25 protein-coding genes are annotated in these 25,449 nt (G+C 62.5%); 11 read left to right on the plus strand and 14 right to left on the minus strand.

The window, feature by feature from the left end; genetic code table 11:
* Window positions 1-5: 5 nt before the first annotated feature.
* On the minus strand, window positions 6-1,271 hold the full coding sequence (locus LY632_RS00510; RefSeq protein ID WP_234091876.1) for an MFS transporter: 1,266 nt from the start codon (window positions 1,269-1,271) through the stop codon (window positions 6-8).
* 105 nt (window positions 1,272-1,376) lie between these two features.
* On the minus strand, window positions 1,377-3,707 hold the full coding sequence (locus LY632_RS00515) for a TonB-dependent receptor (protein WP_234091877.1): 2,331 nt from the start codon (window positions 3,705-3,707) through the stop codon (window positions 1,377-1,379).
* A 175-nt stretch (window positions 3,708-3,882) separates the two neighbouring features.
* On the opposite strand from LY632_RS00515, the gene LY632_RS00520 reads away from it, so the two are divergent.
* Genes LY632_RS00520 through LY632_RS00555 form a run of 8 tightly spaced genes read left to right on the plus strand, consistent with a single transcriptional unit; the run spans window position 3,883 to window position 12,508 of the window.
* Window positions 3,883-5,892, plus strand: a complete 2,010-nt coding sequence (locus LY632_RS00520) for an alpha-glucosidase (RefSeq protein ID WP_234091878.1) — start codon at window positions 3,883-3,885, stop codon at window positions 5,890-5,892.
* A complete protein-coding gene (locus LY632_RS00525; RefSeq protein ID WP_234091879.1) occupies window positions 5,889-6,899 on the plus strand; it encodes a LacI family DNA-binding transcriptional regulator in 1,011 nt (336 codons plus the stop codon). Before LY632_RS00520 ends, LY632_RS00525 begins: the two co-directional genes overlap by 4 nt.
* Entirely contained in the window at window positions 6,896-7,810 is a 915-nt protein-coding gene (locus LY632_RS00530) for an aldo/keto reductase family oxidoreductase (protein ID WP_234091880.1), read from the plus strand. The genes LY632_RS00525 and LY632_RS00530 overlap by 4 nt, the downstream gene beginning before the upstream one ends.
* On the plus strand, window positions 7,810-8,901 hold the full coding sequence (locus LY632_RS00535; RefSeq protein ID WP_234091881.1) for an LLM class flavin-dependent oxidoreductase: 1,092 nt from the start codon (window positions 7,810-7,812) through the stop codon (window positions 8,899-8,901). The genes LY632_RS00530 and LY632_RS00535 overlap by 1 nt, the downstream gene beginning before the upstream one ends.
* A 1-nt stretch (window position 8,902) precedes the next feature.
* Window positions 8,903-10,399 (plus strand): glycerol-3-phosphate dehydrogenase, encoded by a 1,497-nt coding sequence (locus tag LY632_RS00540; protein WP_234091882.1) that lies wholly within the window; start codon window positions 8,903-8,905, stop codon window positions 10,397-10,399.
* Complete coding sequence (locus LY632_RS00545; RefSeq protein ID WP_234091883.1) at window positions 10,396-10,971, plus strand: NADPH-dependent FMN reductase; 576 nt, start codon at window positions 10,396-10,398, stop codon at window positions 10,969-10,971. Before LY632_RS00540 ends, LY632_RS00545 begins: the two co-directional genes overlap by 4 nt.
* The gene (locus tag LY632_RS00550; protein ID WP_234091884.1) at window positions 10,971-11,567 is read left to right on the plus strand and encodes a 3,4-dihydroxy-2-butanone-4-phosphate synthase; all 597 of its coding nucleotides are present in this window, start codon (window positions 10,971-10,973) and stop codon (window positions 11,565-11,567) included. Before LY632_RS00545 ends, LY632_RS00550 begins: the two co-directional genes overlap by 1 nt.
* 23 nt (window positions 11,568-11,590) lie before the next feature.
* Entirely contained in the window at window positions 11,591-12,508 is a 918-nt protein-coding gene (locus tag LY632_RS00555) for a DUF3883 domain-containing protein (protein WP_234091885.1), read from the plus strand.
* Window positions 12,509-12,938: 430 nt separating this feature from the next.
* Here the strand turns inward: LY632_RS00555 and LY632_RS00560 are convergent, their stop codons facing one another.
* The 9 genes from LY632_RS00560 to LY632_RS00600 all read right to left on the minus strand — a co-directional run bounded on the left by LY632_RS00560 (window position 12,939) and on the right by LY632_RS00600 (window position 22,291).
* Window positions 12,939-13,550: a DUF305 domain-containing protein gene (locus LY632_RS00560; RefSeq protein WP_234091886.1), complete on the minus strand. Its 612-nt coding sequence runs from the start codon at window positions 13,548-13,550 to the stop codon at window positions 12,939-12,941.
* Between the two features lie 3 nt (window positions 13,551-13,553).
* Complete coding sequence (locus LY632_RS00565; RefSeq protein WP_234093270.1) at window positions 13,554-13,916, minus strand: ion channel; 363 nt, start codon at window positions 13,914-13,916, stop codon at window positions 13,554-13,556.
* A 226-nt stretch (window positions 13,917-14,142) separates the two neighbouring features.
* Window positions 14,143-14,604 carry a hypothetical protein gene (locus LY632_RS00570; RefSeq protein WP_234091887.1) on the minus strand — a complete coding sequence of 154 codons (462 nt, stop codon included), beginning with the start codon at window positions 14,602-14,604 and terminating at the stop codon, window positions 14,143-14,145.
* Between the two features lie 18 nt (window positions 14,605-14,622).
* The gene (locus LY632_RS00575; protein ID WP_234093272.1) at window positions 14,623-15,882 is read right to left on the minus strand and encodes an APC family permease; all 1,260 of its coding nucleotides are present in this window, start codon (window positions 15,880-15,882) and stop codon (window positions 14,623-14,625) included.
* An 89-nt stretch (window positions 15,883-15,971) separates the two neighbouring features.
* On the minus strand, window positions 15,972-18,200 hold the full coding sequence (locus LY632_RS00580) for a copper-translocating P-type ATPase (protein ID WP_234091888.1): 2,229 nt from the start codon (window positions 18,198-18,200) through the stop codon (window positions 15,972-15,974).
* A gap of 16 nt (window positions 18,201-18,216) precedes the next feature.
* Window positions 18,217-19,107 (minus strand): ribose-phosphate diphosphokinase, encoded by an 891-nt coding sequence (locus LY632_RS00585; RefSeq protein ID WP_234091889.1) that lies wholly within the window; start codon window positions 19,105-19,107, stop codon window positions 18,217-18,219.
* Window positions 19,104-20,615: a thymidine phosphorylase family protein gene (locus LY632_RS00590; RefSeq protein ID WP_234091890.1), complete on the minus strand. Its 1,512-nt coding sequence runs from the start codon at window positions 20,613-20,615 to the stop codon at window positions 19,104-19,106. Before LY632_RS00590 ends, LY632_RS00585 begins: the two co-directional genes overlap by 4 nt.
* Window positions 20,612-21,994: an MBL fold metallo-hydrolase RNA specificity domain-containing protein gene (locus LY632_RS00595; protein WP_234091891.1), complete on the minus strand. Its 1,383-nt coding sequence runs from the start codon at window positions 21,992-21,994 to the stop codon at window positions 20,612-20,614. Before LY632_RS00595 ends, LY632_RS00590 begins: the two co-directional genes overlap by 4 nt.
* 24 nt (window positions 21,995-22,018) lie before the next feature.
* Window positions 22,019-22,291, minus strand: a complete 273-nt coding sequence (locus LY632_RS00600) for a hypothetical protein (RefSeq protein ID WP_234091892.1) — start codon at window positions 22,289-22,291, stop codon at window positions 22,019-22,021.
* A 106-nt stretch (window positions 22,292-22,397) separates the two neighbouring features.
* Here LY632_RS00600 and LY632_RS00605 point away from each other — a divergent pair, with 106 nt between their 5' ends.
* A complete protein-coding gene (locus LY632_RS00605; protein ID WP_234091893.1) occupies window positions 22,398-22,682 on the plus strand; it encodes a metal-sensitive transcriptional regulator in 285 nt (94 codons plus the stop codon).
* 45 nt (window positions 22,683-22,727) lie between these two features.
* On the opposite strand, the gene LY632_RS00610 is transcribed toward LY632_RS00605, so the two are convergent.
* From LY632_RS00610 to LY632_RS00620, 3 genes are all read right to left on the minus strand, one after another.
* The gene (locus tag LY632_RS00610) at window positions 22,728-23,051 is read right to left on the minus strand and encodes a hypothetical protein (RefSeq protein ID WP_234091894.1); all 324 of its coding nucleotides are present in this window, start codon (window positions 23,049-23,051) and stop codon (window positions 22,728-22,730) included.
* Between the two features lie 20 nt (window positions 23,052-23,071).
* Complete coding sequence (locus LY632_RS00615; RefSeq protein ID WP_234091895.1) at window positions 23,072-23,533, minus strand: DUF411 domain-containing protein; 462 nt, start codon at window positions 23,531-23,533, stop codon at window positions 23,072-23,074.
* A gap of 403 nt (window positions 23,534-23,936) precedes the next feature.
* Window positions 23,937-24,734, minus strand: coding sequence for a DUF2231 domain-containing protein (locus tag LY632_RS00620; protein ID WP_234091896.1), 798 nt, complete (start codon window positions 24,732-24,734; stop codon window positions 23,937-23,939).
* Here LY632_RS00620 and LY632_RS00625 point away from each other — a divergent pair.
* Complete coding sequence (locus tag LY632_RS00625; RefSeq protein WP_234091897.1) at window positions 24,727-25,011, plus strand: hypothetical protein; 285 nt, start codon at window positions 24,727-24,729, stop codon at window positions 25,009-25,011. The two genes, LY632_RS00620 and LY632_RS00625, sit on opposite strands and share 8 nt — an antisense overlap.
* Complete coding sequence (locus tag LY632_RS00630; protein WP_234091898.1) at window positions 25,008-25,448, plus strand: periplasmic heavy metal sensor; 441 nt, start codon at window positions 25,008-25,010, stop codon at window positions 25,446-25,448. Before LY632_RS00625 ends, LY632_RS00630 begins: the two co-directional genes overlap by 4 nt.
* Window position 25,449 lies beyond the last annotated feature (1 nt).

Consider the following 25,449-nt stretch of genomic DNA (forward strand, 5'->3'; position numbering starts at 1 on the left):
GCGCTTCAATCCGCGACCGCGAGCGCTCCCTCGTTGCGGCGGATGACCGGGATGAACAGGTGGAACCACGCCAGCGCGAGCAGGTAGGAACTGGCCGCAAAGACGAACAGCGGCACGAAGCCCAGCCCCGCGTCGAGCACACGGCCCGCCACCAGGCTGATCGCGACCCCGCCCATATTGCCCATGAAAGCACCGAACGCGGTCACCCGCGCGACCTTGGCGTTGGGCACAACATCGGTGATGGTCGAGAAGATCGACAGCGAGAAGCCCTGGTGTCCGGCCATGACCACCCCGATCATGATGGCTACCGGCCAGTAACTGTCGAGCCCCATCACCAGCGGCAAGGGCGCGACCACCAGCGCCGAGACCAGCATCACTGTCTTGCGCACACGGTTGACGCTCCAGCCCTTCTCCAGCAGCCGGGTCGAGACCCAGCCGGCCAGCAACGCGCCGAACCCCGATCCGGCAAAAGCAATCGCCAGCGGCACTGCCAGGTCAAGCGTCGTCAGGCTGAATTCCTTGCGATAGTAATCCGCCAGCCAGAAGTTGATGAACCACCAGGTCATGTCCGACAGCGCCTTGGCCACGACGATGCCCCAGGTCTGACGGTTGGTGAGGATATTGCCATAGCTTCCGCTGTCACCCGCGGGATGCTCGTCGGTCGCCTCGATTGTGCTCTGCCGCAATTGCGAGAGGCCCCGGGCGAGAAACATCCACGCGGCGAGCGAGATGAATCCGCCGATCCCACCGACCATGAGTGCTCCGCGCCAGCCCACCGCCAGCGCCAGCGCCGGGATGACGAACGGCATCGCAATGGTCCCTGCCCCCGCCAGCAGCGTGGCAAAGCCGAAAGCGAGCGAACGCCGGTCGGGCTCGAACAGGGTTGCGACGGTCTTGATCGTCAGCGGAGTCTGGACAGCCTCGGTCACCCCCAGGCCGACGCGCGCCGCCACCACCTGTGCGGTGGTCACGGCCCAGCCGTGCGCCATCGCCGCCAGGCTCCAGGCCGAAGCGCCCAGTTGCATCGAGCGGTGCACCCCCAGCCGGTCGACCAGCCAGCCGGTGAACAGGAAGGCAAACGCAGCGGAGAACTGCGTCACCGCCGCAAGATCGCCGAAGTCGGTATCGGTCCAGCCGAAGTCCGCCATCATGTTGGGCTTGAGAATGGCGATGATCGGGCGATCCATCGCGTTGAACACCCCCGCCACGCACAGCGTGGTGAACAGCGCCCAGCGCAGCTGGGTGGAGATATGGTGCGACGAACCAGCCATGATCGGCTCCCGACATTGAAGGCAGAGAGGTGAAATGGAAAGGGCCACCGGATCGCGCCGGCGGCCCCGTTCCTCGCTAGCGACCGCGAAGGGCCCTGGCGGCCATCAGAAGCCGGCCCGCAGCGTCACGCCGACATAGCGGTCCGCGTCACGCGGGATCTGCAGGCGCTGGCCGTTGCCCACGTTAAGCAGGGCGTAGCTTTCATCGGTGATGTTGCGGACCACGAAGGTCAGGCGATACTTGTCGTCCTGGTCGGAGAAGCCGATCGAGGCGTTCCACATGCCATAGGGATCGATCAGGCCCTGCTCGCCGAGGTCGGAGAACTGCTGGCTGACATGGCGGAAGTCCGTGTCGATATAGAGCTTGAAACCGGCAAGGTCGGTCTCATAGCTGGCACCCAGCGTGTATACGAACTCCGGCGCCAGCGGCAGCCGGGTACCGTCACGTGCGTCAGGTGCGTTGGTCAGCGGGTTCGGGTTGAACTTCTTGACCTTGGCATCGGCATAGGCCGCGCTGGCGCGCAGCGTCAGTCCGTCGACCGGAACCGCCAGCAGGTCGGCTTCGAAGCCCTGGCTCTTGACCGTCCCGGCGTTGGTCAGGTTGGTCACAGTCGCGCCGTTGAGCAGCACGAAGTTGTTGGCCTGGAACCCGTCATACTCGACGGAGAAGGCCGCGAGGTTGAGTTGGACCCGGTTGTCGGCAAACTGCGACTTGAGGCCGATTTCGAACGCGTCGGAGGTTTCCTCGTCGATCGGCACCGCATTGGTCGGGGCGGTGTGGTTGAAGAAAACGTTGAACGCCGGCCCCTTGTACCCGCGGGTATAGCTGCCGTAGAGCATGACATCGTCCGACGGCGTGAACTGCAGCACCGCCTTGCCCGAGAGATTGCCGTTGCTGCTCGATCCGGCCGAAGTGTTGGTGCCATTGCCGCCGCTGGCGATAGTGCCGCCGGCCGGATTGCCCGAAACACCCGGGCCCGTCGCCGGAAGCCCGGTGGCGGCATTGACGCCAGGCGCACGGGTGTGGACGTAATCGAGATCGTCCCAAGTGTAGCGCAACCCGCCGGTCAGCGCGAACATGTCACTGAAGCGGTAGGTCGCCTGCCCGAACAGCGCGAAGTTCTTCGAATTCACGTCGCTGTCCGATGTGGCAGTCGGGAAGATGGTGTTGACGGTGTCCGCCAGGTTGCACGGGCGTGCCCCACTGACCGGATCGATCGGCGAGGTCGAGCTGGCGCAGCTGATCACTTCGCGGGTGAAGACCTGCTGGTTGTCCGACTTCCACCAGAACGCGCCGACCTGGTAGAAAAACGGTTGCGACTGATCCGATGCCAGCCGGGCTTCGAGCGAGTACTGCTGGGTCTTGACCGTACCGTCATCGTGCAGCTGCGCCGTTCCGACGATCGGGCGCGGCAGGAAGTCGCCTTCGCGGATTTCGCGGTTCTTCCAGTTGCGGTAACCGGCGATCAGGCTGAAGGTATGGCTTTCGAAGACATCGAAATCGCCCGATGCGGTCAGGCTCCACTGCTTGTCCTTCGTTCGCGTGACGAGGTTGTGGTTGACGAAGCGCTGGTCGAGGCCCTGCGCAACGCCGCCGGGCAGGCCGAGCTCCGCATCGAGCGTGGCGCCGCGGCTGACGGTGGTGATGTCGGCACAGCAATCGTCGTCGGCCTGGAAATAGTCGGCGATGAAGCGCAGCGTTGCACCATCGCCGTCATAGTCGAGCAGGCCGCGCGCACCGTAGTGTTCGTAGCCGTTGACATCCTCGCCAGTGGCGATGTTGCGGATGTTGCCGTCATAGCTGCCGTAGAAGCCGGTGACACGGCCTGACAGGTCACCGCCGAGCGGGCCCGAGAGCGAACCGCGCAGGCGGTATTCGTCGCCTTCGAACCATTCTGCGCGGACGGTTCCTTCCAGCTCATCGGTGCCGCCCTTGGAGACGATGTTGACGAGGCCGGCGCTGGCGTTCTTGCCGAACAGCGTGCCTTGTGGCCCGCGCAGCACTTCGAGACGGTCGGCATCGACCAAGTCCATGAACGCCTGGCCCGAACGACTCAGCACCACGCCATCGACCACCGTCGAAACGCTTGGCTCGGCGGCGATGGAGAAAGTGATGGTGCCCACGCCGCGCATCACGATGGCGCTGTTGGCACTGGTGGTGCCCTTGCGGAAGGTGACCGAGGGGACCAGCTGGGTCAGCCCTTCGAGGCTGGTGGTACCGGTGGCTTCCAGCCGTTCCGAGGTCACTGCGGTGATCGAGATCGGCACGTCCTGCACGTCTTCGGCGACCTTCTGCGCGGTCACCACGATCACATTGATCCCCTCGCCTTCAGTCTCGTCAGCCTCCTGGGCATAGGCGGTGGTGGAAGCGAGAAGGCCGAGCGCGCTCGTCGACAAGGCCAGCGCACGCACGGCGCGGTTCCGCAAATCTCTCATCAGTCTCTCCCATGTGACCGAAGCGTCGCCAGGCCCCTTGTGAAGCCCGTGTCGGCGCATTCGCATGCGGCCAGAAATGCGCCGGGACCGCCCTTATGTCAAGCGTTGTCATATCGCCCTTGATTGGTCTTGCCATATGGGGCAAGAATTGGCGCTGAGGGAGAGAGACGGAGCCGTGCAACTGGCCTTTTCTGCCATTTCCAACGGGTTCGAGCTGCGGCTGGGCGGCCATATCGTGCTGCGTCACACCGAATTGTGTCCTGCGGTAGTCATCGCTCGCGGACAGCCCGACGTGGCGATGGTGCGCGGCAACTTCTCCATCTCCGACACGCTGCGTGACATGATCGAGCCAATCGGGTGGCGGGAGGTTGATAGCGGGATCGAACTGCTGGATGGCGAAAGCGTTGCAGCCCGTTTGGCCTTGGACGGCAATGTCCTGCGGGTCTCCGCTGTCGATCCGGCGCATGATCGTATCGCCCTGCGCTTCCATGCCGAATCCGGCGAGGCGGTCTGGGGCGGCGGAGAGCAGATGAGCTACCTCGCCTTGAATGGCCGCCGCTTTCCGATGTGGACCAGTGAGCCGGGGGTGGGGCGCGACAAGTCGACCGAGCTGACCCGGCTGATGGACGCCGAGGGCATGGCGGGCGGCGATTACTGGAACACCAACTATCCGCAGCCGACCTTCCTCACGTCGCGCTGGCTGGCAGTGCATCTGGGCGAGAGCAGCTACAGCGTGCTCGACTTCAGCGATCCGACCCAGCATGTGGTCGAGGTGTGGCGCAACACCGCGCGGTTCGAGTTCTTTGCTGCCGACGGGCCTAAAGTGCTGGTGTCCCAACTCTCGACCCACTTCGGCCGCCAGCCCGAATTGCCCGACTGGGCCATCGGCGGGGCCATCGTGGGGCTGAAATCGGGTGACAGCAGTTTCGAGCGGCTCGAGAAGTTCGTTGCAGCAGGAGCAGCCATTTCCGGCCTGTGGTGCGAGGATTGGGCAGGCATCCGCCAGACCAGCTTCGGCCGGCGGCTGTTCTGGGACTGGCATCTGGGAGAGCGCAGCGCCGAGCGCTTCCCCGATCTCGAAGCGCGGATTGCCGAGCTGGCGACGCGCGACATCCGTTTCCTCGCCTATGTGAACCCCTATCTCGCGGTCGATGGCGAGCTTTTCGCCGAAGCGGCAGCGGGCGGACACTTCTGCTTCAATCGCGACAGCGACGAGCCGCACCTGGTCGATTTCGGCGAGTTCGACTGCGGCGTGCTCGATTTCACCCGCGAGGAAACCCGCGCCTGGTTTGCCGAGCGGATCATCGGGCGCGAAATGCTCGATCGCGGCGTCGCCGGGTGGATGGCCGATTTCGGGGAGTACCTGCCCACCGATTTGCGGCTGGCCGACGGCTCCGACCCGATGGAGGCGCACAACCGCTATCCGGTTCGGTGGGCCGAAGTGAATGCCCGAGCGGTTGCCGGTCGGGGCAAGACCGGCGAGGCAGTGTTCTTCATGCGCGCGGGCTTTTCCGGCGTGCAGGCGCACTGCCCCTTGCTCTGGGCAGGCGATCAGTGCGTCGACTTCACCCGCCACGACGGGATCGGCACGGTGATCACCGCGGCGCTGTCGGCGGGGTTGGTTGGCAATGCCTACAGCCATTCCGATTGCGGCGGCTATACCTCGCTCCATGGGCATGTCCGCACCGAAGAGCTGCTGATGCGCTGGTGCGAGCTGGCCGCCTTCGCACCGGTGATGCGGAGCCATGAAGGCAACCGCCCCGACGACAATCTGCAATACGACAGCACGCCCGAACTGCTCGCCTGCTTCGCCCGCTGGAGCCGGGTGCACGCCCATCTCGCGCCCTATGTGCGCACCCTGTGCCGCGAAGCGGCCCGGACCGGACTGCCGCTGCAGCGCCCCCTGTTTCTCGAGTATCCAGATGATCCGGCGCTGTTTGCGCTGCAGGACCAGTATCTCTACGGCGGTGACCTGCTGGTGGCACCGGTGATCGAGGAAGGTGTGGACCGGCGCGAAGTCGTTTTGCCGGGAGATCGACCCTGGCGGTACTGCTGGAACGGCGACGACTTCGCGCCCGGGACGCATACCGTCCTCGCCCCGATCGGAGCGCCGCCTGTGTTCTATCGCCCCGACAGCGCCCATGCGCCGCTGTTCGCCGGGCTTGCCGAGGTGCTGGGACAATGAGCGAGCGATCGAATATCCGCGATGTGGCAGAACGCGCCGGGGTGGCGGTCAAGACCGTCAGCCGCCTGCTCAACGGCCATCCCTATGTCCGCGCCGAAACCCGCGAGAAGATCGAACGGGCGATGAAGGAACTCGACTTTCGGCCCAGCGTCGCGGCCCGCATCCTGTCGGGCGCGAAGTCCAACCAGGTCGCGCTGATCTATGACAATCACAGCCCCTATTACATGTTCCAGATCCAGACCGGATGCTGGGACGCCTGCAAGGCGCGGGGCATCCGGCTGATCGCCCAGCCGGTCGATGTCGAGGACCCCGATGTGGGCGAGCAGGTGCGCGGGCTGGTGATGGAAACCCATGTCGACGGGATCATCCTGTCCTCGCCCGTCACCGATTGCGAGGCTGTGCTGGCAACGCTCGACACGCTCGACATCCCCTTCGTCCGCATCTCGCCCGGCACCAACCACGCCCTGACCAGTTCGGTGTTCATGGACGATGCCCAGGCCGCCGACGACATGACCAGCCTGCTGATCAACAAGGGCCATCGGCGGATCGGCTTCATCAAGGGCCATCCCAACCACATGGCCAGCGACGAGCGCCTGTTCGGCTATCGCCGCGCGCTCGACCGGGCGGGCATTTCCTTCGAGCCGGGGCTCGTTCACGACGGCGAATTCGACGTCGAAAGCGGCATCAGGGCGGGCGGCGAACTGCTCGACTTGCCCGAACCGCCGACCGCGATCTTCGCTTCCAATGACGATATGGCGGCGGGCGTGCTGGCAGTGGCCCATGAGCGCAATATCGAAGTGCCCCGCGACCTGTCCGTGGTCGGCTTCGACGACACGCCATTGGCCCGCACGGTTTATCCGCCGCTGACGACAATCCACCAGCCGATGGCGGAGCTTGCCCGCACGGCGACCGAGATTCTCGTTTCCGGCGGCGACATCAAACACCAGCGCCTGCCCCACCAACTTGTCGAACGCGCATCCGTCGCGCCACCGAAGGGATACGAATGAGCCAATTGCCACCTCCGCCCGCCATGCGCCGTCTCGGCACGAGCGATATCGAGATCAGCCCGCTCGCCTGGGGCATGTGGCGGCTGGCCGAGAATGGCCGCACCGCTGCCGAGGCCGCAAGGCTGGTCCACGCCGCGCTCGATGCCGGGATCACCCTGCTCGACACGGCCGACATCTATGGCTTTGACGGAAAGGCCGGCTTCGGCGATGCCGAGGCACTACTGGGGGAAGTCCTGGCGGCGGAACCTGCCCTGCGCAGCAGCATGGTACTGGCGAGCAAGGGCGGGATCCTGCCCCCGCTGCCCTATGACCAGTCGGCGGAATATCTCTCGGGCGCGATCGACGCCTCGCTGCGGCGGATGCAGGTCGAGACGATCGACCTGTACCAGATCCACCGCCCCGATATCCTGGCCCACCCGCAAGAGGTCGCGCGCACGCTCGAAGACGCGGTTGCGGCAGGCAAGATCCGCAGCATCGGTGTGTCGAACTTCACGCAGGCCCAGACCGAAGCCCTCGCCCATTTCCTCGACACCCCGCTGGTGGCGACCCAGCCCGAAATCAGCCCGCTGCGGATCGACTGCTTTGAAAACGGCGAGCTGGACCAGGCCATGCGGCTGGGCATGACCCCGCTGGCATGGTCGCCGCTGGGCGGCGGACGCTTGCTCGCGCCCGAGAGCGCGCGCGACAAGGACGTCGCCACCGAACTCGACCGGATCGCGGCAGAGCAAGGCGTCAGCCGCTCGGTCGCAGCCTATGGCTGGCTGATGGCCCATCCGGCGGGCATCGTGCCGATCATCGGCTCGCAAAGCACCGCCCGCATCGCCGAAAGCACCCAGGCGCTCGGCATGCGCTGGACACGGCAGGATTGGTACGCGGTGCTGGTCGCCGCGCGTGGTGAGAGGCTTCCCTGATGACCGACAAGCAACAATGCGAAATCGCGTGGTTCTCCGCGCTGTGCGATGACGATTACGAATTCCTCGGCGTGCCCGACCCGCAGCTCGCCTCTAGCTGGGAGCATTGCCGCAACATCGTGCTGCGCGCCGAAGAGGGCGGGTTCGACAACATCCTGCTGCCCTCCGGCTACCAGCTCGGCGTCGACACCACGATATTCGCCGCCGCCGTCGCGCCCTATCTCAGCCGGATGAAGCTGCTGTGGGCGACCCGCATGGGCGAGGACTGGCCGCCGCAGCTGGCGCGCCGCATCGCCACGCTCGACCGCATCCTCGGCTGGAACGCCGACCAGACCGCCGGGCGCCTCAACGTCAATATCATCTCCTCCGATATGCCGGGGCAGGCGATGGAAAGCGCCCCGCGCTACCGCCGCGGGACCGAGATCATGAAGATCGTCCGCGCGCTGCTCAATGGCGAGCATCTGGATTTCGACGGCGAGTTCTACCAGCTCAAGCTCGACCCGGCGCGGATCACCACGCTCAGCGGCAGGTGCCCGCCATTCTATTTCGGCGGTCTCAGCCACGAGGCCCGCGAATGCGCGGCAGAAGCAGCCGATGTCTATCTGATGTGGCCCGACACCATGGACAAGGTGCGCGAGAACGTCGCCGACCTGACCGAACGGGCCGCGAAATACGGCCGCAAGCTCAAGTTCGGCTACCGCGCCCATGTGATCGTGCGGGAGACCGAGGAAGAGGCGCGCGCCTATGCCGACCGGCTGCTGTCGAAGCTCGACGACGCGGCAGGGCAGGCGATCCGCGAGAAGTCGCTCGATGCCAAGAACTACGGCGTCCAGCGGCAGGCCGAATTGCGCGGCGCGGCGGGCGGCGACGGCTTTGTCGAGGACAATCTGTGGACCGGCATCGGCCGCGCACGCTCGGGCTGCGGCGCCGCGATCGTCGGCAACCCCGACCAGGTGCTGGCCAAGCTGCGCGCCTACCAGGCCGAAGGGATCGAGGCTTTCATCCTCTCCGGCTATCCGCACACCACCGAAGCAGACCTGTTCGCGCGGCATGTCTTGCCCCATATAGAGCATGGCCCGCTGAAGTTCTGAGATGACCGAAATCCCCACCCCCCTCTACGACGTCGCCGTAATCGGTGGCGGCATCAACGGCTGCGGCATTGCCCGCGACGCCGCCGGGCGCGGGGCGAAGGTGTTGCTGCTGGAGGCGGGGGACTTGGCGCAGGGGACCTCGTCCGCCTCGTCCAAACTGATCCACGGCGGATTGCGCTATCTCGAGCACTACGAGTTTGGCCTCGTGCGCGAGTCGCTCTCAGAGCGCGAAACGCTGTGGGCCATCGCCCCGCATATCATCTGGCCGATGCGCTTCGTCCTGCCGCATGTGCAGGGCCTGCGCCCGCGTTGGCTGCTGCGACTGGGGCTGTTTCTTTACGACCACATCGGCGGGCGCAAGCTCCTGCCGGCGACCCAGAGTGTTGCCCTGCGTGGCCATCCGGCGGGCGCACCGCTCAAGCATGAGTTCGTCAACGGCTTCGTCTATTCGGACTGCTGGGCCGACGATGCCCGGCTTGTCGTCCTCAACGCGCGTGATGCCGCCGATCGCGGGGCCGAGATCCGCACCCGCTGCCGCGTGACCGGCTTTGCCCGCGAAGGCGATGTATGGCGTATCCATGCCGGGGGCGGGACCTTCCGCGCCCGCGCCATCGTCAATGCCGGCGGACCGGGCGTGCTCAAAGTGCTCGAGGCTGGCCATGTCCCGGATGCCAACCGCATGCGACTGGTACGCGGATCGCATATCGTTGTCCGCAATCTGTTCGACCACGACTACGCCTATTTCTTCCAGTTGCCCGACGGGCGCATCTTCTTCGCCATTCCCTACGAGGAAGACTTCACCCTGATCGGCACCACCGATGCCGACCACACCGGTCCGCTCGACCATGTCACCGCCAGCGCCGACGAGATCGCCTATCTGTGCGAAGGGGCGAACCGCTTCTTCCGCCAGCAGCTCAGCCCGGAGGACGTGGTCTGGAGCTATGCCGGAGTGCGGCCGCTGATAGACGACGGTTCGGGTAAGCCCGAGGCTGCAACACGCGGATATCGGCTCGAACTGTCGGACGCAGGCGAAGGCGCTGCGTTGCTCAACATCTTCGGCGGCAAGCTGACGGTCTATCGCCACTTGGCGCAGGAGGCGGTGGACCGGCTTGCTGCGCGGTTGCCACTGGACGACCGCTCGGGCTGGACCGCCGACGAAGCCCTGCCCGGCGGCAATTTTACCATCGGCACGTTGGATGCCATCATCGCTGAGATCGCCGCTCGTTACCCATTCCTCGAAGGCCAAACCGTGCGCCGTATGGCCCATGCTTATGGTACGACATCGTTCGAGATCCTCGGCGACGCGACGAGCCTCGCTGACTGCGGCCATCACTTCGGCTACGGCCTGACCGAGCGCGAGGTCGAGCATCTCACCACCAACGAATGGGCCCGCACCGCCGACGACATCCTCTGGCGCCGGACCAAGCTGGGCCTGCGCTTCACGCCCGCCGAGGCGCGGGCGCTGGCAGAACATATCAACGAAAGGATCGCGGCATGACGCTCCGCATCGTCGCCATCGGCGGCACGGTCTATCCCGGCAGCACGACCGAAATGGCGCTGCGCTACGCGACCCGCCCCTCGGTCGAGGCCGGCGCCGAGGTTACCGTGTTCGGGGCCGAGTATATCGGCGCGTTGCCGCATTACCGCGGGCTCGGCCATGCCGTCGATACCGGGACCGAACTGGTCGAGGCGGTGCGGGCGGCGGACGGCATCATCATCGCTGCGCCCGGCTATCACGGGACCATCTCCGGCCTGGTCAAGAACGCACTCGACTACCTCGAGGACCTGGCCAAGGACGACCGGCCCTACCTGCACGAGCGACCGGTCGGTCTGATCGCCACCGCCTATGGCGACCAGGCGGCGATGGGCACGCTGCTGACCATGCGCGGGATCGTCCACGCGCTGCGCGGCTGGCCGACCCCGATGGGGGCGACGGTGCGCACCTACAGCGGGCTGTTTTCGCCCGAAGGCGAATGCCTGGACGACCGCGCGCGGCTGCAGTTGCAGCTGGTGGGGGAGCAGGTGATCTCCGCAGCGGGCAAGTTCGCGGCACAGGCGGGGAAGGCCTGATGACCAGAGTCGACCAATCGCTCGAACCTGCTCTGGAAGCGCTGAAACGTGGCGGGATCGTCGTCCTCACCGGCGACCGGCTGCGCGGCGGCGATATCGATTTCTGCACCCCCGCCAGCATGGTCACGCCCGAAAAGATCAACTTCATGGCGACCCACGGCCGCGGCCTGATCTGTCTGACGCTGACCAGCGAGGCGGCCATGGGGCTGGGCATCTCGCTGATGAACCCGACCTCCGAACGCCAGACCGAGCGGCCCTTCGGCAACTCGATCGAGGCCGCCGAAGGCGTCACCACCGGAATCTCAGCCGCCGACCGGGCGCATACCATCCTTGTCGCCGTGGCCGACGGAGCGCGGGCCGATCACCTTGTCTCCCCCGGCCATGTCTTCCCGCTCATCGCCCGCAGCGGCGGCGTGGCGGAGCGCATGTCGGCGGTCGAAGGCTCGATCGACCTGTGCCGCCGCGCCGACGTGGGCGAAGCCGCCGTGATCTGCTCCATCATGCGCGACGACGGCGAAATGGCCCGGATCGACGACATCGCCGATCTGGTCGCAGAGCACGGGCTGGCCGTGGCCGATATCAGCCTGCTGGCCTGAATTTTAAGGAGACCCAGCGCGGCTTGACGCCGGTCTATGGATCGTTGAAACCGCTATTACACTTCGACAAGCGAGGCTTGAAACTGAGCATGGCAGACGAAGATTGGGATGATACTGAAAACGATCTGATCGTCGCTGACTACTTCGCCATGCTAACCGACGAATTGGCTGGTCGCCGCTACAACAAGTCGGAGCACCGGAGGAATCTCCTTGAGCTCCTGCCAAAGCGCAACAACTCCGCAATTGAGTTTAAACACCGCAACATCAGTGCAGCGATGGATTTCCTCGGCCAGCAAAGGATCGACGGCTACAAGTCGCTTTACAGCTACCAAGGTTCCTTGGTCGACGCGGTGATCCGTTGGCTGGATGCCAACCCAGAATGGACGGCAACCAATCATACTGAGGCGGTGGATGAGGTCGGAAATTCGCTGAAGGACGGTACGGACGCAGTTCTCTGGATCGGTCCCGCACCGACTTACTCAAACGAACCGCCGCCGGTTGATCCAAAATTTGCAGCAGCTGTCGCAAAGAAATACGACGTCGCCCAACGCGACGCCCGCAATCGCGCTCTGGGCAAGGCAGGCGAAGAACGAGTCTTGCTTCACGAAAAAACTGTTCTGCAGAACTCCCACAGGAGCGACCTCGCCGACAAAGTACGCTGGACCGCGATGGAGGAGGGCGATGGTGCCGGCTTTGATATCTTCAGCTTCGAACCCGATGGGCGGGAACGACTGATCGAAGTCAAGACGACGAATGGTTGGGACAGAACGCCGTTTCACATAACGCGAAATGAGATTGCTGTTGCTGAAGCCAATCGCGACACTTGGCACCTCGTTCGCTTGTGGAACTTCTCGCGCAAGCCGCGAGCTTTTTCGATCTGTCCTCCACTCGACGCCCATGTGTTGCTGACCGCAACGAGTTTCCTCGCGTCCCTCCATTGATCGAGAATGACATCCCCCCTCTTTTGGCACTTTTATCGCAGCGGATTGACTGAAATTGCGTGACACACTTTGGGATGGGTGCTGCTCGCAAATGGGCGGCTCAGGCCTGCTTGCTACCCAGCTCGGGTTGTCCCGGTACGGAAAAATGGTGCCAGAAGAGGCATCACATTCAGCATCTTTTTGCGCGTCTTTTCAGATGCTTAAAAAATTCGGCTTGGCCAAAAAGCCCTCAAAAGGCCCGCAAATCCCAGCTAATGCATTGGTTCGATGCCTTTTTCAGGACTCGACACCAACACTTTTCCTGTCTTAGCATCGCCAACACAAGTCCGCAAAAGCAGTCAGCGGACCATCTCCGCACAGCCATCCCATCGGGTTTTTATCCCGCAAATTCGCGTTTTCGCGAATTGTGGGATAAATCTGCTTAGAGCCATTATTCGCCCACCGTGACCTCGTCGCGCACCGCCGGACTGATACGACGTTCGACCGCCTTTTCGGCTTCCTGCAGCAGCTCCGGTGTCAGCTCCGTCGTACGTGCAGGAAGAGGCGTACCATCGCCCATTTCGCCATTGGTCTCAATGTCTTCGATCAGCATCTTCATCTCGGCGATTTCCTTGACCTGCGCTTCGATGATGGAGTCTGCAAGTTTGCGAACACGCGGGTCGGTGATCTCAGCCCGCGCGCTCGTCATGATTGCGATCGAGTGATGCGGGATCATCGCTGCCATATATTCTTCATCGTTGACGGTCGCTTGGCTGCGAACCAACCAGAGCGCCACTGCGAAGGTCAGACTACCGACGCCCAGGATGATGAAGTTCTTGGTCTTATCCTTGTACATGCCCCACATGAAGAGCAGCATGACGATCATCATCATGCCGCCCATGACGAAGGTCATCCAGAAGCGCGTTTCGCTCCAGAACACGTGATCGATTTCGTACGTGTTGAGATACATCAAACCGAACATGATCGCGGTCGACGTCGCCACCATCGCCATGAAGCGCCAGTAGTTGCCCCCATCGCCGTGATGTTGCTTATGCTCAGTCATCGATCATTTCTCCTGTTTCGCCATTGTCTGGAAAACGAATTGCGCCGTGCAGCTGATCAGAAGGAAGCCGGTTAGGGATTCGATCCCTGCAAGCGCGCGTAGGTGCCCGGTCGGATAGATGTCTCCGAGTCCGAGCGTGGTGATATTGATGAGCGAGAAGTAGTATAGGGCCATGGCGCTCATAACGGGCCCTTTCTCGAAACCGCCGAGCCCGAGACCGGCTGCACCGGCAAACCCAACAGCAAAAAGGCCCGTGACGATCAGGTGACTGACGAGAACGATGAGATACGCGAGGCCCAAGTTCAAAGAGCCGGGCGCGCTTGTCGCAACTGCGCGCTTCGCCAAGTGGATCATGCCGATGTGCATCCACAAGGCCGCGATTAACAGAATTACGCCTATTAGCAGGGCAATTGATATGGCTGCTTCTCCATCTCCGTTTGCTGTTTTTAACGGGACGCGAAACCGTTTCGTTCCCAGAGAGGAAACGCTGCGCCTGAACGGTGAAGGTCTCAAGGTGCCCCGATCAATGCCTTGCCCGCCAGGATAAGTCGATGTTGTATAATGGAAATTCGTAGGGCAGCTTAATGGGTGTTCAAGCCATTCGTCTCGCCAAGCCCAGCGACGCCAGTGGGACGAATACCCACATGGCGAGAGGCACTACCCCAATGCCGAACAGTGTCGGCATTGATTGGGAATAGCTCCAACCCCAGTCGCTCCGCAGCGCCATCCACTCGATCGCAGCGGTTGCGGCCAGTCCAACACCCAGGAATATCCCCACGGGCGGCGAACTCAGACGTTCGTGCCAGAGACCGCCGCCGGTTAGGCGATCAGCGATCCATGCCGCACCAACCATGATGCCCGCATCGCCAAGAGACGCGAGCGCACAGCTCTTCGTTACTGCCCAGGCTGTCATGCCATCCATCACGTAGAACGGCATCTGGAGCATTTCCCAGAGGAAGGCGACGAGGAAGCCCTGAACGGCCAGCCACACTTCGGGATGGCTTTCGGCCTGCTCGCCATTTTCTCCAGAACCCGAAATGACCTTTACCTCCATGACCCGAAGATGGCGCCGCTAGGCGAGCTCGTCTTCGTTCGCTTCTTTGCGGCGCAGGAACAGATGCTCTCCAAAGAAGACAATTGCGATCCCCAGCACGGCATAAAGAACGATCATCGCGTCGCTCTGCAACTTGGTCCACGTGAAGGCTCCCAGGACGACCAGATCAGCTGCCAGTGCTGCCAGAAGGATCTCGGCCCGCGCACCGATTTCCTTGCGCAGGTTCCGCAGGACGCCCCAATGCACGAGCATGTCCATGACCAGGTAAAAGAACACGCCAAGGGCAGCAATGCGGGAAAGGTCGAACAGGACCGCAAGGACTCCGGCGACCACCACTGTGTAGACCAACAGGTGGCTGCGCAGACTACCTTTCATTCCGAAGTGGCTGTGCGGGATCATCTTCATCTCGGTGAGCATTGTCAGCATGCGGGATACGGCGAACACGCTCGCCACGACGCCAGAGGCGGTCGCGGTAATGGCGATCACAATCGTGAACCAGAACCCTACGCGGCCAAGCGCGGGTTCTGCAGCGGCCGCCAGCGAGTAATCCCGCGCCTCCACGATCTCGTCGATACCAAGGCTCGCACCCACTGCAGCCGCAACGAGGAGGTAAGTCACGACGCAGATGCCAATGGCTATCATGATCGTGCGCCCGACATTGCGGTGCGGGTCAACGATCTCGCCGCCGCTGTTCGTGATTGTCGTGAAGCCCTTGAAGGCAAGGATCGAGAAGGCGACGGAAGCAACCATGCCTTCCCATCCGAATTGGCCTGTCGGCTCGGCAAAGACTCCACCCGAAAGCCCGCTCACCCAGAGCGCGGCGATGGCGAAGATCGCGATACCCCCAATCTTGATCGCGGACATGACAATCGAGACCATGCTCACCGAGCGGTTGCCCGAAGCATTCACGAGATAGGCGAACACGATCAGCGCCAGTGCGAGTGCCGACTGCAGCAGGCCGTTGTCCTGCATCTCGAAGGGACGTAGCGCGTAGGTGGAAAATGTGCGCGCGACGAGGCTTTCATTGATCACCATAGAAAGTGCCATGAGAAGCGAAGCCGCAGCGGCGACGGTGCCGGGGCCGTATGCCTTTTGCAGGATCATCGCGATGCCGCCTGAAGATGGCCAGGCGTTCGACATCTTGATGTAGCTGTATGCCGCCAACGCAGTGACGATGGCACCGGCGATGAATGACAGCGGGAACAATGGTCCGGCGAGTTCGGCGATCTGTCCAGTGAGTGCGAAGATACCCGCGCCGATCATCACCCCGATGCCCATGGCGACAGCGCCGCCGAGCGTTATGCTTCCCTTTTCTTCTGATCCGCCGTGGGAATGCTGACTAGCCCTGTGGTTATGGTGCGCTTCCGTCACAGCCTTGCCGTCCGCAAGCGCAGGGAGTTGAGGACCACCGAGATCGAGGATGCACTCATCGCAAAGGCAGCGAACATCGGACTGATGAGCATGCCCATGACCGGATAAAGCACCCCTGCTGCAACGGGCACGCCCGCAGCATTGTAGATCAGAGCAAAGAACAGGTTTTGCCGGATGTTCCGCATGGTCGCCTGGGCAAGTCGGCGGGCGCGGACGATCCCGTCGAGATTGCCTTTCACGAGAGTGATGCCTGCGCTTTCGATAGCGACATCGGCGCCGGTGCCCATGGCAATGCCGACATCGGCCTGTGCCAGTGCGGGGGCGTCATTCACCCCGTCGCCTGCCATGGCCACCCTGGCTCCGCCATCCTGCAATTCGCGAATGATGCGAGCCTTGTCTTCGGGCAGGACGTCGGCACGGATTTCGTCGATACCGAGCCGCGCGGCGACAGCCTTGGCGGTGCGCTCGTTGTCGCCCGTCGCCATGATGATGCGGAGGCCAAGCGCGTGCAGTGCCCTGAGCGCATCTGGCGTCGTTTCCTTGACCGGGTCAGCCACGCTGACGAGCCCGGCAATCGCTCCATCGATGGCGACGAACATGACCGTCTCGCCTTCATCACGGCGCTTGTTGGCCTTTTCGACCAGATCACCGGCGGCCAAGCCAAGGTCTTCGATCATCGCCTTGTTACCGAGTGCTACCGCGTGTCCATCTACCTCACCCTTAACACCTTTGCCGGTGATCGCCTCGAACTCCTTGGCATCAACCAAGGCGATGCCTCGCTCCTCGGCACCGTTCACGATCGCTTCTGCCAAGGGATGTTCGGAGCCTCGCTCGAGCGAGGCAGCCGCTCGCAATACTTCTTCTTCATCCTTTCCAGGCTGGGGCAGGATGGCCACAAGCTTTGGCTTGCCCTCGGTGAGCGTTCCGGTCTTGTCGACGATCAGCGTGTCGATCTTCTCGAAGCGTTCCAGCGCTTCGGCGTTCTTGATCAGCACGCCAGCTTGCGCGCCCCTGCCGGTCGCGGTCATGATCGACATGGGAGTGGCCAGGCCAAGCGCACAGGGGCAGGCGATGATCAGCACGGCAACTGCGGCGACCAGGGCATAGGCCAGGGTGGGTTCTGGTCCCCAGATGGCCCAGGCGATGAACGCGAGCACGGCCACCCCGATCACTACCGGCACGAACCAGCCGGCGACCTTGTCCGCATATTTCTGGATCGGCGCGCGCGAACGCTGCGCGGCTGCCACCATCTCGACGATTTGCGAAAGCATGGTGTCCGATCCAACCCGCTTGGCTTCGATCACGAGGCTGCCAGTGCCGTTGATCGTTGCCCCGGTGACGGGATCGCCAGCGACCTTCTCGATCGGAACAGGCTCGCCAGTAATCATGCTTTCATCGACGGAGGACCTGCCATCGACGACTTGGCCATCGACCGGCACTTTCTCGCCGGGTCGCACGCGCAGGCGGTCGCCGACATGGACGTGTTCGAGCGGGATCTCCTCCTCGCTGCCATCATCACGGATGACCCGCGCGGTCTTCGCTGCAAGGTCGAGCAACGCGCGGATTGCCTTGCCTGTGCCTTCGCGAGCACGCAGTTCCATGACTTGCCCTAGCAGGACCAGCGTCACGATAACCGCTGCTGCTTCGAAATAGACGCCGACATGGCCCTCGGCATCGCGGAAGCCGTCAGGGAAAATATCCGGAGCTATTACAGCCACCACGCTGAACAGCCAGGCCGCGATCACGCCCATCCCGATAAGCGAGAACATGTTGAGGTTCATCGTTCGGAACGAATTCCAGCCGCGTACCAGGAAAGGCCAGCCGCACCAAAGGACCACCGGCGTCCCCAATACCAGTTCGATCCAAAGGGTGGCGCGTTCTCCAAGGAATTCGCGAATGCCGGAGAACCCTAGCAGTGGCCCCATTGTAAGGACGAGCAAAGGAATTGTGAGAACCGTTCCCACCCAGAAGCGCCGTGTGAAATCGACGAGTTCCGGGTTCGGTCCCTCATCCAGCATCGCCGCGGATTCGAGCTCCAGACCCATACCGCAAATGGGACAGGAGCCCGGGTGCGTTTGCCGCACCTGCGGGTGCATGGGGCATGTATAGACCGCACCGGCGTAACCTTCCGGGACGCTATCGTAGCGTCCATCCTTCGGCGCCTTGTCGCCATGACCGTGTTGGTGGCAATGATGTTCGTCGTGTTGAAGTTCTTGCTCGTTCATGGGCGTTACTCTTGGGTCACGTGTTATCGGTTAGTTCGGCGGCGGCATCGGACAAGGGGCCAGCCAACGAGATTGCGTTGCTCTCATGGAAAATGGAGTTGGTGGTGACGATCCGCGCAGCACCAGCATTGAGGATCTGGTTGTAGGCATCGCCCGAAAAGACAGCGTGGATGACAACGCAAATGGGCGGGCTGCATCCGGCATCGGCCAGTCGCGCGATCGCCTCGATCATCGTCCGACCCGAGGACGCAATATCGTCTAGGATGACGGGCGTTCCACCCAGCAGCGCCTCGCTTTGAGGAACGCTTACCTGCACCTCGCGATCTCCGCTGCGAACCTTCTCCAAGACCTCGAATGGACGGCCCGCGCGCTGTGCGACCTCGGCAACCCACTGCCGGCTCTCGCCATCCGGGCCGAGCAACACTGCGTCAGGCACGTTCGGCTTGATCCATTCGGCAAGCAGCGGTGCAGTCTCGACGCGCCGCGTGGGGATTTCGAACAACTCGCCAAGCGAATGAACCCGGTGGAGGTGCGGATCGGCAGTAACCAGCCAGTCGATGCTCTCCTGAAGGAAGCGTGCGAATATCGGCGCGCTGACGGCCTGACCGGGAGCGAAGCGCTGGTCCTGGCGCATGTAGGCAAGATAGGGCGCGATGAGGCCGACGGACCTTGCTCCGAACTCCCGCGCAGTGCTGGCTGCAAAGGTCAAAGGGAGCGCGAGGGGGTCTGGTTCGTGCAGCGTTGCGAGGATAGCTACGTCCTGATCGACAAGCTGTTCGGGCAAAGTGACGAGGGTTTCACCGTCTGGAAAATGGTGCAGATCGACCGGGTGGGCATGATTCCCGGTTCGCTCGACAATCTGCGTGGCAAGCGCTTCCATCCCTGGAAAGACGAGAAGGACGCTCATTGCCCATCACCAATCGTGAACGCCGTAGCGCTCGAGCGCGCATAGTCTCTTGCCCAATCGAGCTCGCCCGAGGTTTCGGCGTGGATTTCGTAGAGAGGATCGCCCTGATCGACACGCTCGCCAGGCCGCTTGTGCAATAGTACCCCGGCGGTCTTCCGACCGGGCGCGCCGGCGAGTTTGGCGATCCGCGCGATCCTTCGGTTGTCGATCTCTGCGATCACACCGCCAACAGGCGCCGTCTCGACCGCATGGAACGGGGCAAGCCCGGGCTCGAAAAAGCCCCCTTGTGCCTCGCAGATTGCGCGAAATTTGGCCTCCGCTGCACCGCTGGCGAGGAGCGCTTCTGCTTGTTCGCGCCCGATCGGCCCATTGCCCTGAGCAAGCTCAAGCAGCGAACCGGCAAGATCGAGTGCACGTTCGCGCAAGTCCGAAGGCGCATCAGCCTGCCGCCTGAGGACGGCGAGCACGTCGCGCGCCTCGAGCGAGGGCCCGATACCGCGCCCGACTGGCGCCGATCCATCGCTCACGTGAATGCGCAGATTGAGGCCGAGCGCAGCAGCAACAGATTCCATCCTGGCTGCCAACGACACAGCCGCTCCTGGCGACCGAACCTTGGCGGTTGGTCCCACCGGAATGTCGATAAGGACGTGGTTCGAGCCCGCAGCAGCCTTCTTGGACATAACGCTCGCCACGAGCTGACCGTCGCTATCGAAATCGAGCGGGCGTTCGATCCTTATCAGCAAGTCGTCGGCCGGGCTGAGGTCGAGCTCGCCGCCCCATGCAAGGCATCCTCCTTCGGCTTCGACTACCCGGCGCAGGTCCGCGATCTTGAGCGCGACCGGGGTCATGACCTCCATGGTATCGGCGGTCCCGGCCGGAGAAGTGATCGCGCGGCTCGAGGTCTTGGGGATGCGGAAGCCCGCAGCCGCTACGATGGCGACCACGATCGGCGTAGTGCGATTGCCAGGAAGGCCGCCAACGCAGTGCTTGTCGAGGACCATCCCCTCGCCCCAGTCGAGGGTTTGTCCCGCATCCTGCATTGCGCGGGTCAGGGCGATTGTCTCATCGACGTCCAACCGATCTCCCGCGCACGCTGCGATGAACGCGGCCAGATCGAGATCGGAAAGGCGGAAGGCCAGAACATCTTTGACGATTGCCCCAAAGTCGTCCTGCGCCAGCTTCTGGCCATAGACTTTTGCGCGAATGGCAGATGTGCTCTCTGCCGGTTCTGCGTGTCCGAAGAAGCCCTTTTCCCCCGGCCGGACACCAAGACTGGTCCATGCTGAGTTGCTGAGAGCTGCAATGTCCGGCGCGAGCCAATCGGCATCGGTGACCACGTTCAGCGAAGCGATGATCTTCCGTTCACGAAGTGTGATTTCGACCCGGGTCAGCGAGCTGAAGCCCTCTGCCCGGCAGAGGTGGCAATCCTTGTGCATGAAGACCACCGGTTGGCGGTAGGTATCGATACCGGCACGAACAAGCGGAATGGAGTGAACATTGTCGCTCATTGCGGGGACCTGATCGAAACTCGTTCGAGGTGTTCTGGCACACGGACATCCCAGCCGAGCTCGTGTTCGATCCGGAAGCGCAAGGCATCTGCGGCATCAGGTTCACCATGCGTCACATAAGTCATTTGCGGCGGCTTCGCCTTGCCCATCCAGGCAAGTAATTCGTCCGCATCCGCATGGCCGGAAAGTCCTTCAAGCTGGATAACTTCAGCACGGATTGGAATCTCGTCACCGAAAATTCGAAGCGTACGCTTTCCTTGAACGAGCGCAGCACCACGGGTGCCCCCGGCCTGGAAACCGGATAGTACGATCGCGTTCTTCGGGTCTTGGCCGAAGCTGACGACGTGGTGCAGGATGCGGCCGCCGGTCAGCATGCCGCTGGCGGAGATGATGATCTTCGGGGTGGTCACCCGATTCAACGCTTTCGATTCCTCGACCGTGCGGACTCGCTCGGCGAGGTCAAACATGGCCTTGCAATCATCCCTGCTCACGCGATGCTCGCCGTGATGCCGATGATAAATGTCGGTCGCGTTGGCGCCCATGGGTGTATTAAGATAGACTGGAATGTCAGGGATTTCTCCACGTTCGCGCAGCCGCGCTATCTGAAGCATAACCCCCTGGACCCGTCCGACAGCGAATGCCGGCACGAGGATTGTCCCTCCCCGGCCCACAACTTTATTGATGACCTCGGCCAGTTCGGCCTCGGCATCGACCGAAGGATGCGTGCGATTGCCATAAGTCGACTCGCTTACGAGTATGTCTGCTCCAGAAAATCGATCGGGACTGCGCATCATCGGGTCTGTCGGCCTCCCGACATCGCCGCTGAAATGGAGGACGCGCCCGTCGATGGTCAGCCGTATCGATGCCGCGCCCAGCAGGTGCCCAGCAGGTATAAAGCGCGCCGATATGCCGTCGCCCATATCGAGCGCCGTATCGAACGAAACCGGATCGAAATGCCCGAGCGCGGCCTTCGCATCATCCAGCGTGTAAAGAGGCTGCGGGTCGCGATGCTTCGAAAAGGCCTTGCGCCTTGCATATCGGGCTTCCTCTTCCTGCAGATGCCCGCTGTCGGGTAACAGAAGGCCACAGAGTTCGGTGGTCGACGGCGTGGCGTGAATCTTGCCGCGGAACCCGTTCCGAACAAGCGCGGGTAAATAGCCTGAGTGATCCAGGTGAGCATGCGTAAGGAGCACATCGCTGATGCTTTCCGGCGGTACCGGAAAGGGGTTCCAGTTGCGGAGGCGCAACTGCTTGAAACCCTGAAAAAGACCGCAATCGATCAAGATCCGCCGTCGCCCCTGTTCGACGAGGTAGCGGGAGCCCGTGACAGTCCCGGTTGCGCCGAGAAAAGTGAGCGACGGTTGATCTTTCTCTTGCATTGCCCTTGCCTCTATCTCGAGAATTCAGGCGCCCCGCTTGCTGAAGTACCTATACAGCGGGACCGCGATGACGGCGATGTACCAGCCATAAAGAAAGCTGCCGATCGCCCCGGCGGCGAACCCAAGGGGCGTCAACCACTCGAAGCCCGGCAGGAGGGGTGCCCATGCTTCAACCATGTGAAACCTGCCAGGAACCGCGAGGCCGAAGCCTATGCAAATCAGATAGGACGCTAGGAGAAAGACGCTGAGCGTCCATCCCCACACCTTGATGCTCGGAACATCGGACGAATTCGACATGTCGACTCTCCTCTCAATATACTGTAGGGGGGTATAGTATATGACCTACGGAAAATCAAGTGTCGTAACGCCTCGGGGGAGATTGGCGCGAGGAGACAAAGCTGGCATGGAACAGCGTATGAAGACGAAGTTCGAGAAAGAGATCGCGCGCATGCGCAGGATCGAAGGCCAAGCTCGTGGCATTGCCAAGATGATGGAAGAGGACCGGTATTGCATCGACATCCTCCAGCAGTTTGCGGCAATGGAGGCCGCCTTGCGCTCAGCCCGCATGGAAGTGCTCAAAATCCACGCGAGCCATTGCCTGGAAGAAGCGGTCGAACTTGGCTCAAAGGATGATCAGCGAACCAAGATCGCCGAACTTATTGCCCTGCTGGAAAAGCAAGCTCGCTGAACTGCTCGCCCAACAGGGCTATGATTTTTGTGTCATGAGGTCGGCTCAACCCGGACCATGACCCTTATGCGTCGCGTGATCTTCTGCAGGCGCTTCCGCAGACGGAGTGTCACCATCGGGCTTGGCGCCTGACTGATGATCACCCATCATACCATGATCCATCTTGGAGTGGTCCATCATACAGCAGGACATCTTGCCATCCTTGCCCTTCATCATCATGCCCTGCATTTTCATCCCGTTGTGCATCATCTCGCACATCTCGGGCTTTTCGCCGGATGCCTGAGCATCGCTTGCGGGCGCCTCGCTTGACTGCGCCAGAGCGGGTCCGGCCAGCGACAGACCTGCGACCAATCCAATCAGTATTTTCATGTCGATTCTCCTCGTCGTGATCAGTTGTAGGTATTGAAGACGGTACGGCCTGATTTGCCGAAAGCGATCACCTGATAGGGTTGGGTCTGGCCGTTCATTTCCATGCCGGGCGATCCAAGAGGCATTCCGGCTACAGCCAGTCCCTCGACGCCCGCAGGGCGCTCACGAAGAAGGCGCGCAATATCGGCTGCGGGGACATGGCCCTCGATTACATAGCCATCCACTACCATCGTGTGACACGAACGCAGCTCATCGGGCACCTGATGCCCGTCCTTGACGGCTGCCATGTCCGGGCTGTCCTGTACGGCAACCTCCGCAGAAAGGCCTGCGCGAACATGATCTGCCCAGTCTTCGCAGCATCCGCAACTGGGATCGCGGAACATGGTGTAGGTGGCGGCTTGGGCGGCACCGGCGCATGCTGCAAGCAGCATCGCACCGAAGAGCGGAAGCAGGCGACGAGTTTCGAAGGCTGGCTTTGTCATGATCACTCGTGTCCCATTGCTTTCATGTCTTCGTCCGACATGCCGGTCATGTCGTGACCGGCGTGCGGATCGTTCGAGGCGGTTGGTGAGGGAGCCGGTGCTGGCCGGGCGGGCCCGGGCGTCGCCGCACCAGTCTTGGGCTTGGCTGGCGCTACTGCGGGCTTTGGACTGGGCGATGGTGCGGCAGTGGTGGTCGGAACGGGATCGTCACTCACAGCAGAATTCGCGACCGCAGCCGGCGTGGCTGTTGTCGTAGCAGCGGGCGTGTCGATTGTTGCCTCGCTCGCCGCGCTCTTATCAGGTGCAGGGTCGGAGGGCGCGTCGCACGCGGCCAGGCTGGCGGTGATCAGAGGAAGCAGGCCTAGTGTCGGCATCCGCTTGAAAAAGGTCGTTTGCATAGAGGTTACTCCAAACCAAGATGATTGGGGCCAAACACCATTTCGCCGCCGTGATAGCCCTGGATGACCAGGGCAACCGCCAGTAGGGCGATTACGAAACGGAGTGCCTTCCTGCTTCCAGGGCGGAAGGCCAGCCATGCGGCCATGATCGCGACAGCCGCGATTGCCGTCCCGTTCCATCGATGGAGAGCGAGTGTCTCCGAACGATCTTCCAGGCGCCAGCCACCGGCAAACCAACCGAAGACAGCAGCCGCTGCAGCGCCGGCAGCTCCACCGGAAACGAGAAAGCGTACGGTTATTTCAAGCCCCCATGCTGGACGCATGAACAACAAGATTTCAGCGATTGCAGCCATCAAGAGCAGGGCGATGGGGAAGTGTGCCGCAACGGGATGAAGTCGCCCGAGCAGGTCCCCCGCAGAGGTTATCCGGTTCTCCGCGATTTTCGCCTCGAGAGCCTGCTCGGCCGTCACTGGCGTTGCAGCCGTCGTGGCGGCGGGTTCGGTCTTTCCCGAGGCCAAATGATCGCGAGCCGCCGACGGCGCTCCATGCATGTCCGCGTCTCCATGCATTTCCATCTGCGCCATCTCGGCATCGCTCATGTCTTTCTTGTGGCCATCGTGCGCACTGGCATCAACTGGCAAGGAAAGAGCAGCGACCAGCAGGATGGCGAAGTGAGACCGAAGGATGCGAAGGACCGTCATGCTCGAAATACGCGTCAACCATTCGAAGCCCTCGAAAAAAATTTCGAGGGCCAAATGCGCCGACTTCGTATAGGTAGCGAAGGAATTGAACCGAATGAACAAGAACGAACTCTTAGAGCACGCGTTGGCGGACCTGGGGAACATGCCCGCCCCGTCGGTGTCCGACGGCTTCATGGACGGCGTCTGGATGCGAGCGGGTCAGCTCGAGGAAAGGTCTTCGGAGCGTACACGCCTGGCGTTGTTTGCGGCCATGGCTTTCGTCGGTCTCGGTGCAGGTATTGGTGCTACCGCAGCGCCGGCAAGTGCCGAGGCCGCAAGCTTCCGCCTTGTCGATGGTGCAGACCTTTCTCCTGCTGCGTTGCTCCACGTCGAACCATGAAGATCAGCGCATTCCAATTTGCAATTGCCGCTCTTCTTGCTTTGGCGGCCGGGTGTATCGGAGCGTTTGCCATAGGCGAATGGCGCGGTGTCGCACATCCGCAGACGCTGCACGACTTTGTCCACGAGGAGCTCGACCTCGACGCTTCACAGAGGGAGCGGCTCGAGCGGCTCGAGGCGCGGTTCACCGTCGAGCGAAATGAACTTGAACACTCCCTTCGCGCAGCTAATGCCAGGCTCGCGGTCGCCATGGACGAGGAGCACGAATACGGCCCCAAGGTAGCCGCAGCCATCGACGATGTGCACGGTCGCATGGGCGATCTACAGAAGGCCACAGTTGGCCATGTTTTCGCGATGCGCGCTCTGCTGAAACCCGAGCAGAAGGCGCGGTTTGATCGTCAGGTTTCCTTGTCGCTGACCGGCGAAGCCGACGAATGAC

The organism is Erythrobacter sp. SDW2 (genome assembly GCF_021431965.1).
In the GTDB taxonomy this organism is placed as follows: domain Bacteria; phylum Pseudomonadota; class Alphaproteobacteria; order Sphingomonadales; family Sphingomonadaceae; genus Parerythrobacter.

Coding starts and splice junctions, on each gene's coding strand:
- LY632_RS00510 (WP_234091876.1), bottom strand. CDS start 1,271: ATGGCTGGTTCGTCGCACCATATCTCCACCCAGCTGCGCTGGGCGCTG.
- LY632_RS00515 (WP_234091877.1), bottom strand. CDS start 3,707: ATGAGAGATTTGCGGAACCGCGCCGTGCGTGCGCTGGCCTTGTCGACG.
- LY632_RS00525 (WP_234091879.1), top strand. CDS start 5,889: ATGAGCGAGCGATCGAATATCCGCGATGTGGCAGAACGCGCCGGGGTG.
- LY632_RS00530 (WP_234091880.1), top strand. CDS start 6,896: ATGAGCCAATTGCCACCTCCGCCCGCCATGCGCCGTCTCGGCACGAGC.
- LY632_RS00535 (WP_234091881.1), top strand. CDS start 7,810: ATGACCGACAAGCAACAATGCGAAATCGCGTGGTTCTCCGCGCTGTGC.
- LY632_RS00540 (WP_234091882.1), top strand. CDS start 8,903: ATGACCGAAATCCCCACCCCCCTCTACGACGTCGCCGTAATCGGTGGC.
- LY632_RS00545 (WP_234091883.1), top strand. CDS start 10,396: ATGACGCTCCGCATCGTCGCCATCGGCGGCACGGTCTATCCCGGCAGC.
- LY632_RS00550 (WP_234091884.1), top strand. CDS start 10,971: ATGACCAGAGTCGACCAATCGCTCGAACCTGCTCTGGAAGCGCTGAAA.
- LY632_RS00560 (WP_234091886.1), bottom strand. CDS start 13,550: ATGACTGAGCATAAGCAACATCACGGCGATGGGGGCAACTACTGGCGC.
- LY632_RS00565 (WP_234093270.1), bottom strand. CDS start 13,916: ATGCACATCGGCATGATCCACTTGGCGAAGCGCGCAGTTGCGACAAGC.
- LY632_RS00570 (WP_234091887.1), bottom strand. CDS start 14,604: ATGGAGGTAAAGGTCATTTCGGGTTCTGGAGAAAATGGCGAGCAGGCC.
- LY632_RS00575 (WP_234093272.1), bottom strand. CDS start 15,882: ATGGGCATCGGGGTGATGATCGGCGCGGGTATCTTCGCACTCACTGGA.
- LY632_RS00580 (WP_234091888.1), bottom strand. CDS start 18,200: ATGAACGAGCAAGAACTTCAACACGACGAACATCATTGCCACCAACAC.
- LY632_RS00585 (WP_234091889.1), bottom strand. CDS start 19,107: ATGAGCGTCCTTCTCGTCTTTCCAGGGATGGAAGCGCTTGCCACGCAG.
- LY632_RS00590 (WP_234091890.1), bottom strand. CDS start 20,615: ATGAGCGACAATGTTCACTCCATTCCGCTTGTTCGTGCCGGTATCGAT.
- LY632_RS00595 (WP_234091891.1), bottom strand. CDS start 21,994: ATGCAAGAGAAAGATCAACCGTCGCTCACTTTTCTCGGCGCAACCGGG.
- LY632_RS00600 (WP_234091892.1), bottom strand. CDS start 22,291: ATGTCGAATTCGTCCGATGTTCCGAGCATCAAGGTGTGGGGATGGACG.
- LY632_RS00605 (WP_234091893.1), top strand. CDS start 22,398: ATGGAACAGCGTATGAAGACGAAGTTCGAGAAAGAGATCGCGCGCATG.
- LY632_RS00610 (WP_234091894.1), bottom strand. CDS start 23,051: ATGAAAATACTGATTGGATTGGTCGCAGGTCTGTCGCTGGCCGGACCC.
- LY632_RS00615 (WP_234091895.1), bottom strand. CDS start 23,533: ATGACAAAGCCAGCCTTCGAAACTCGTCGCCTGCTTCCGCTCTTCGGT.
- LY632_RS00625 (WP_234091897.1), top strand. CDS start 24,727: ATGAACAAGAACGAACTCTTAGAGCACGCGTTGGCGGACCTGGGGAAC.
- LY632_RS00630 (WP_234091898.1), top strand. CDS start 25,008: ATGAAGATCAGCGCATTCCAATTTGCAATTGCCGCTCTTCTTGCTTTG.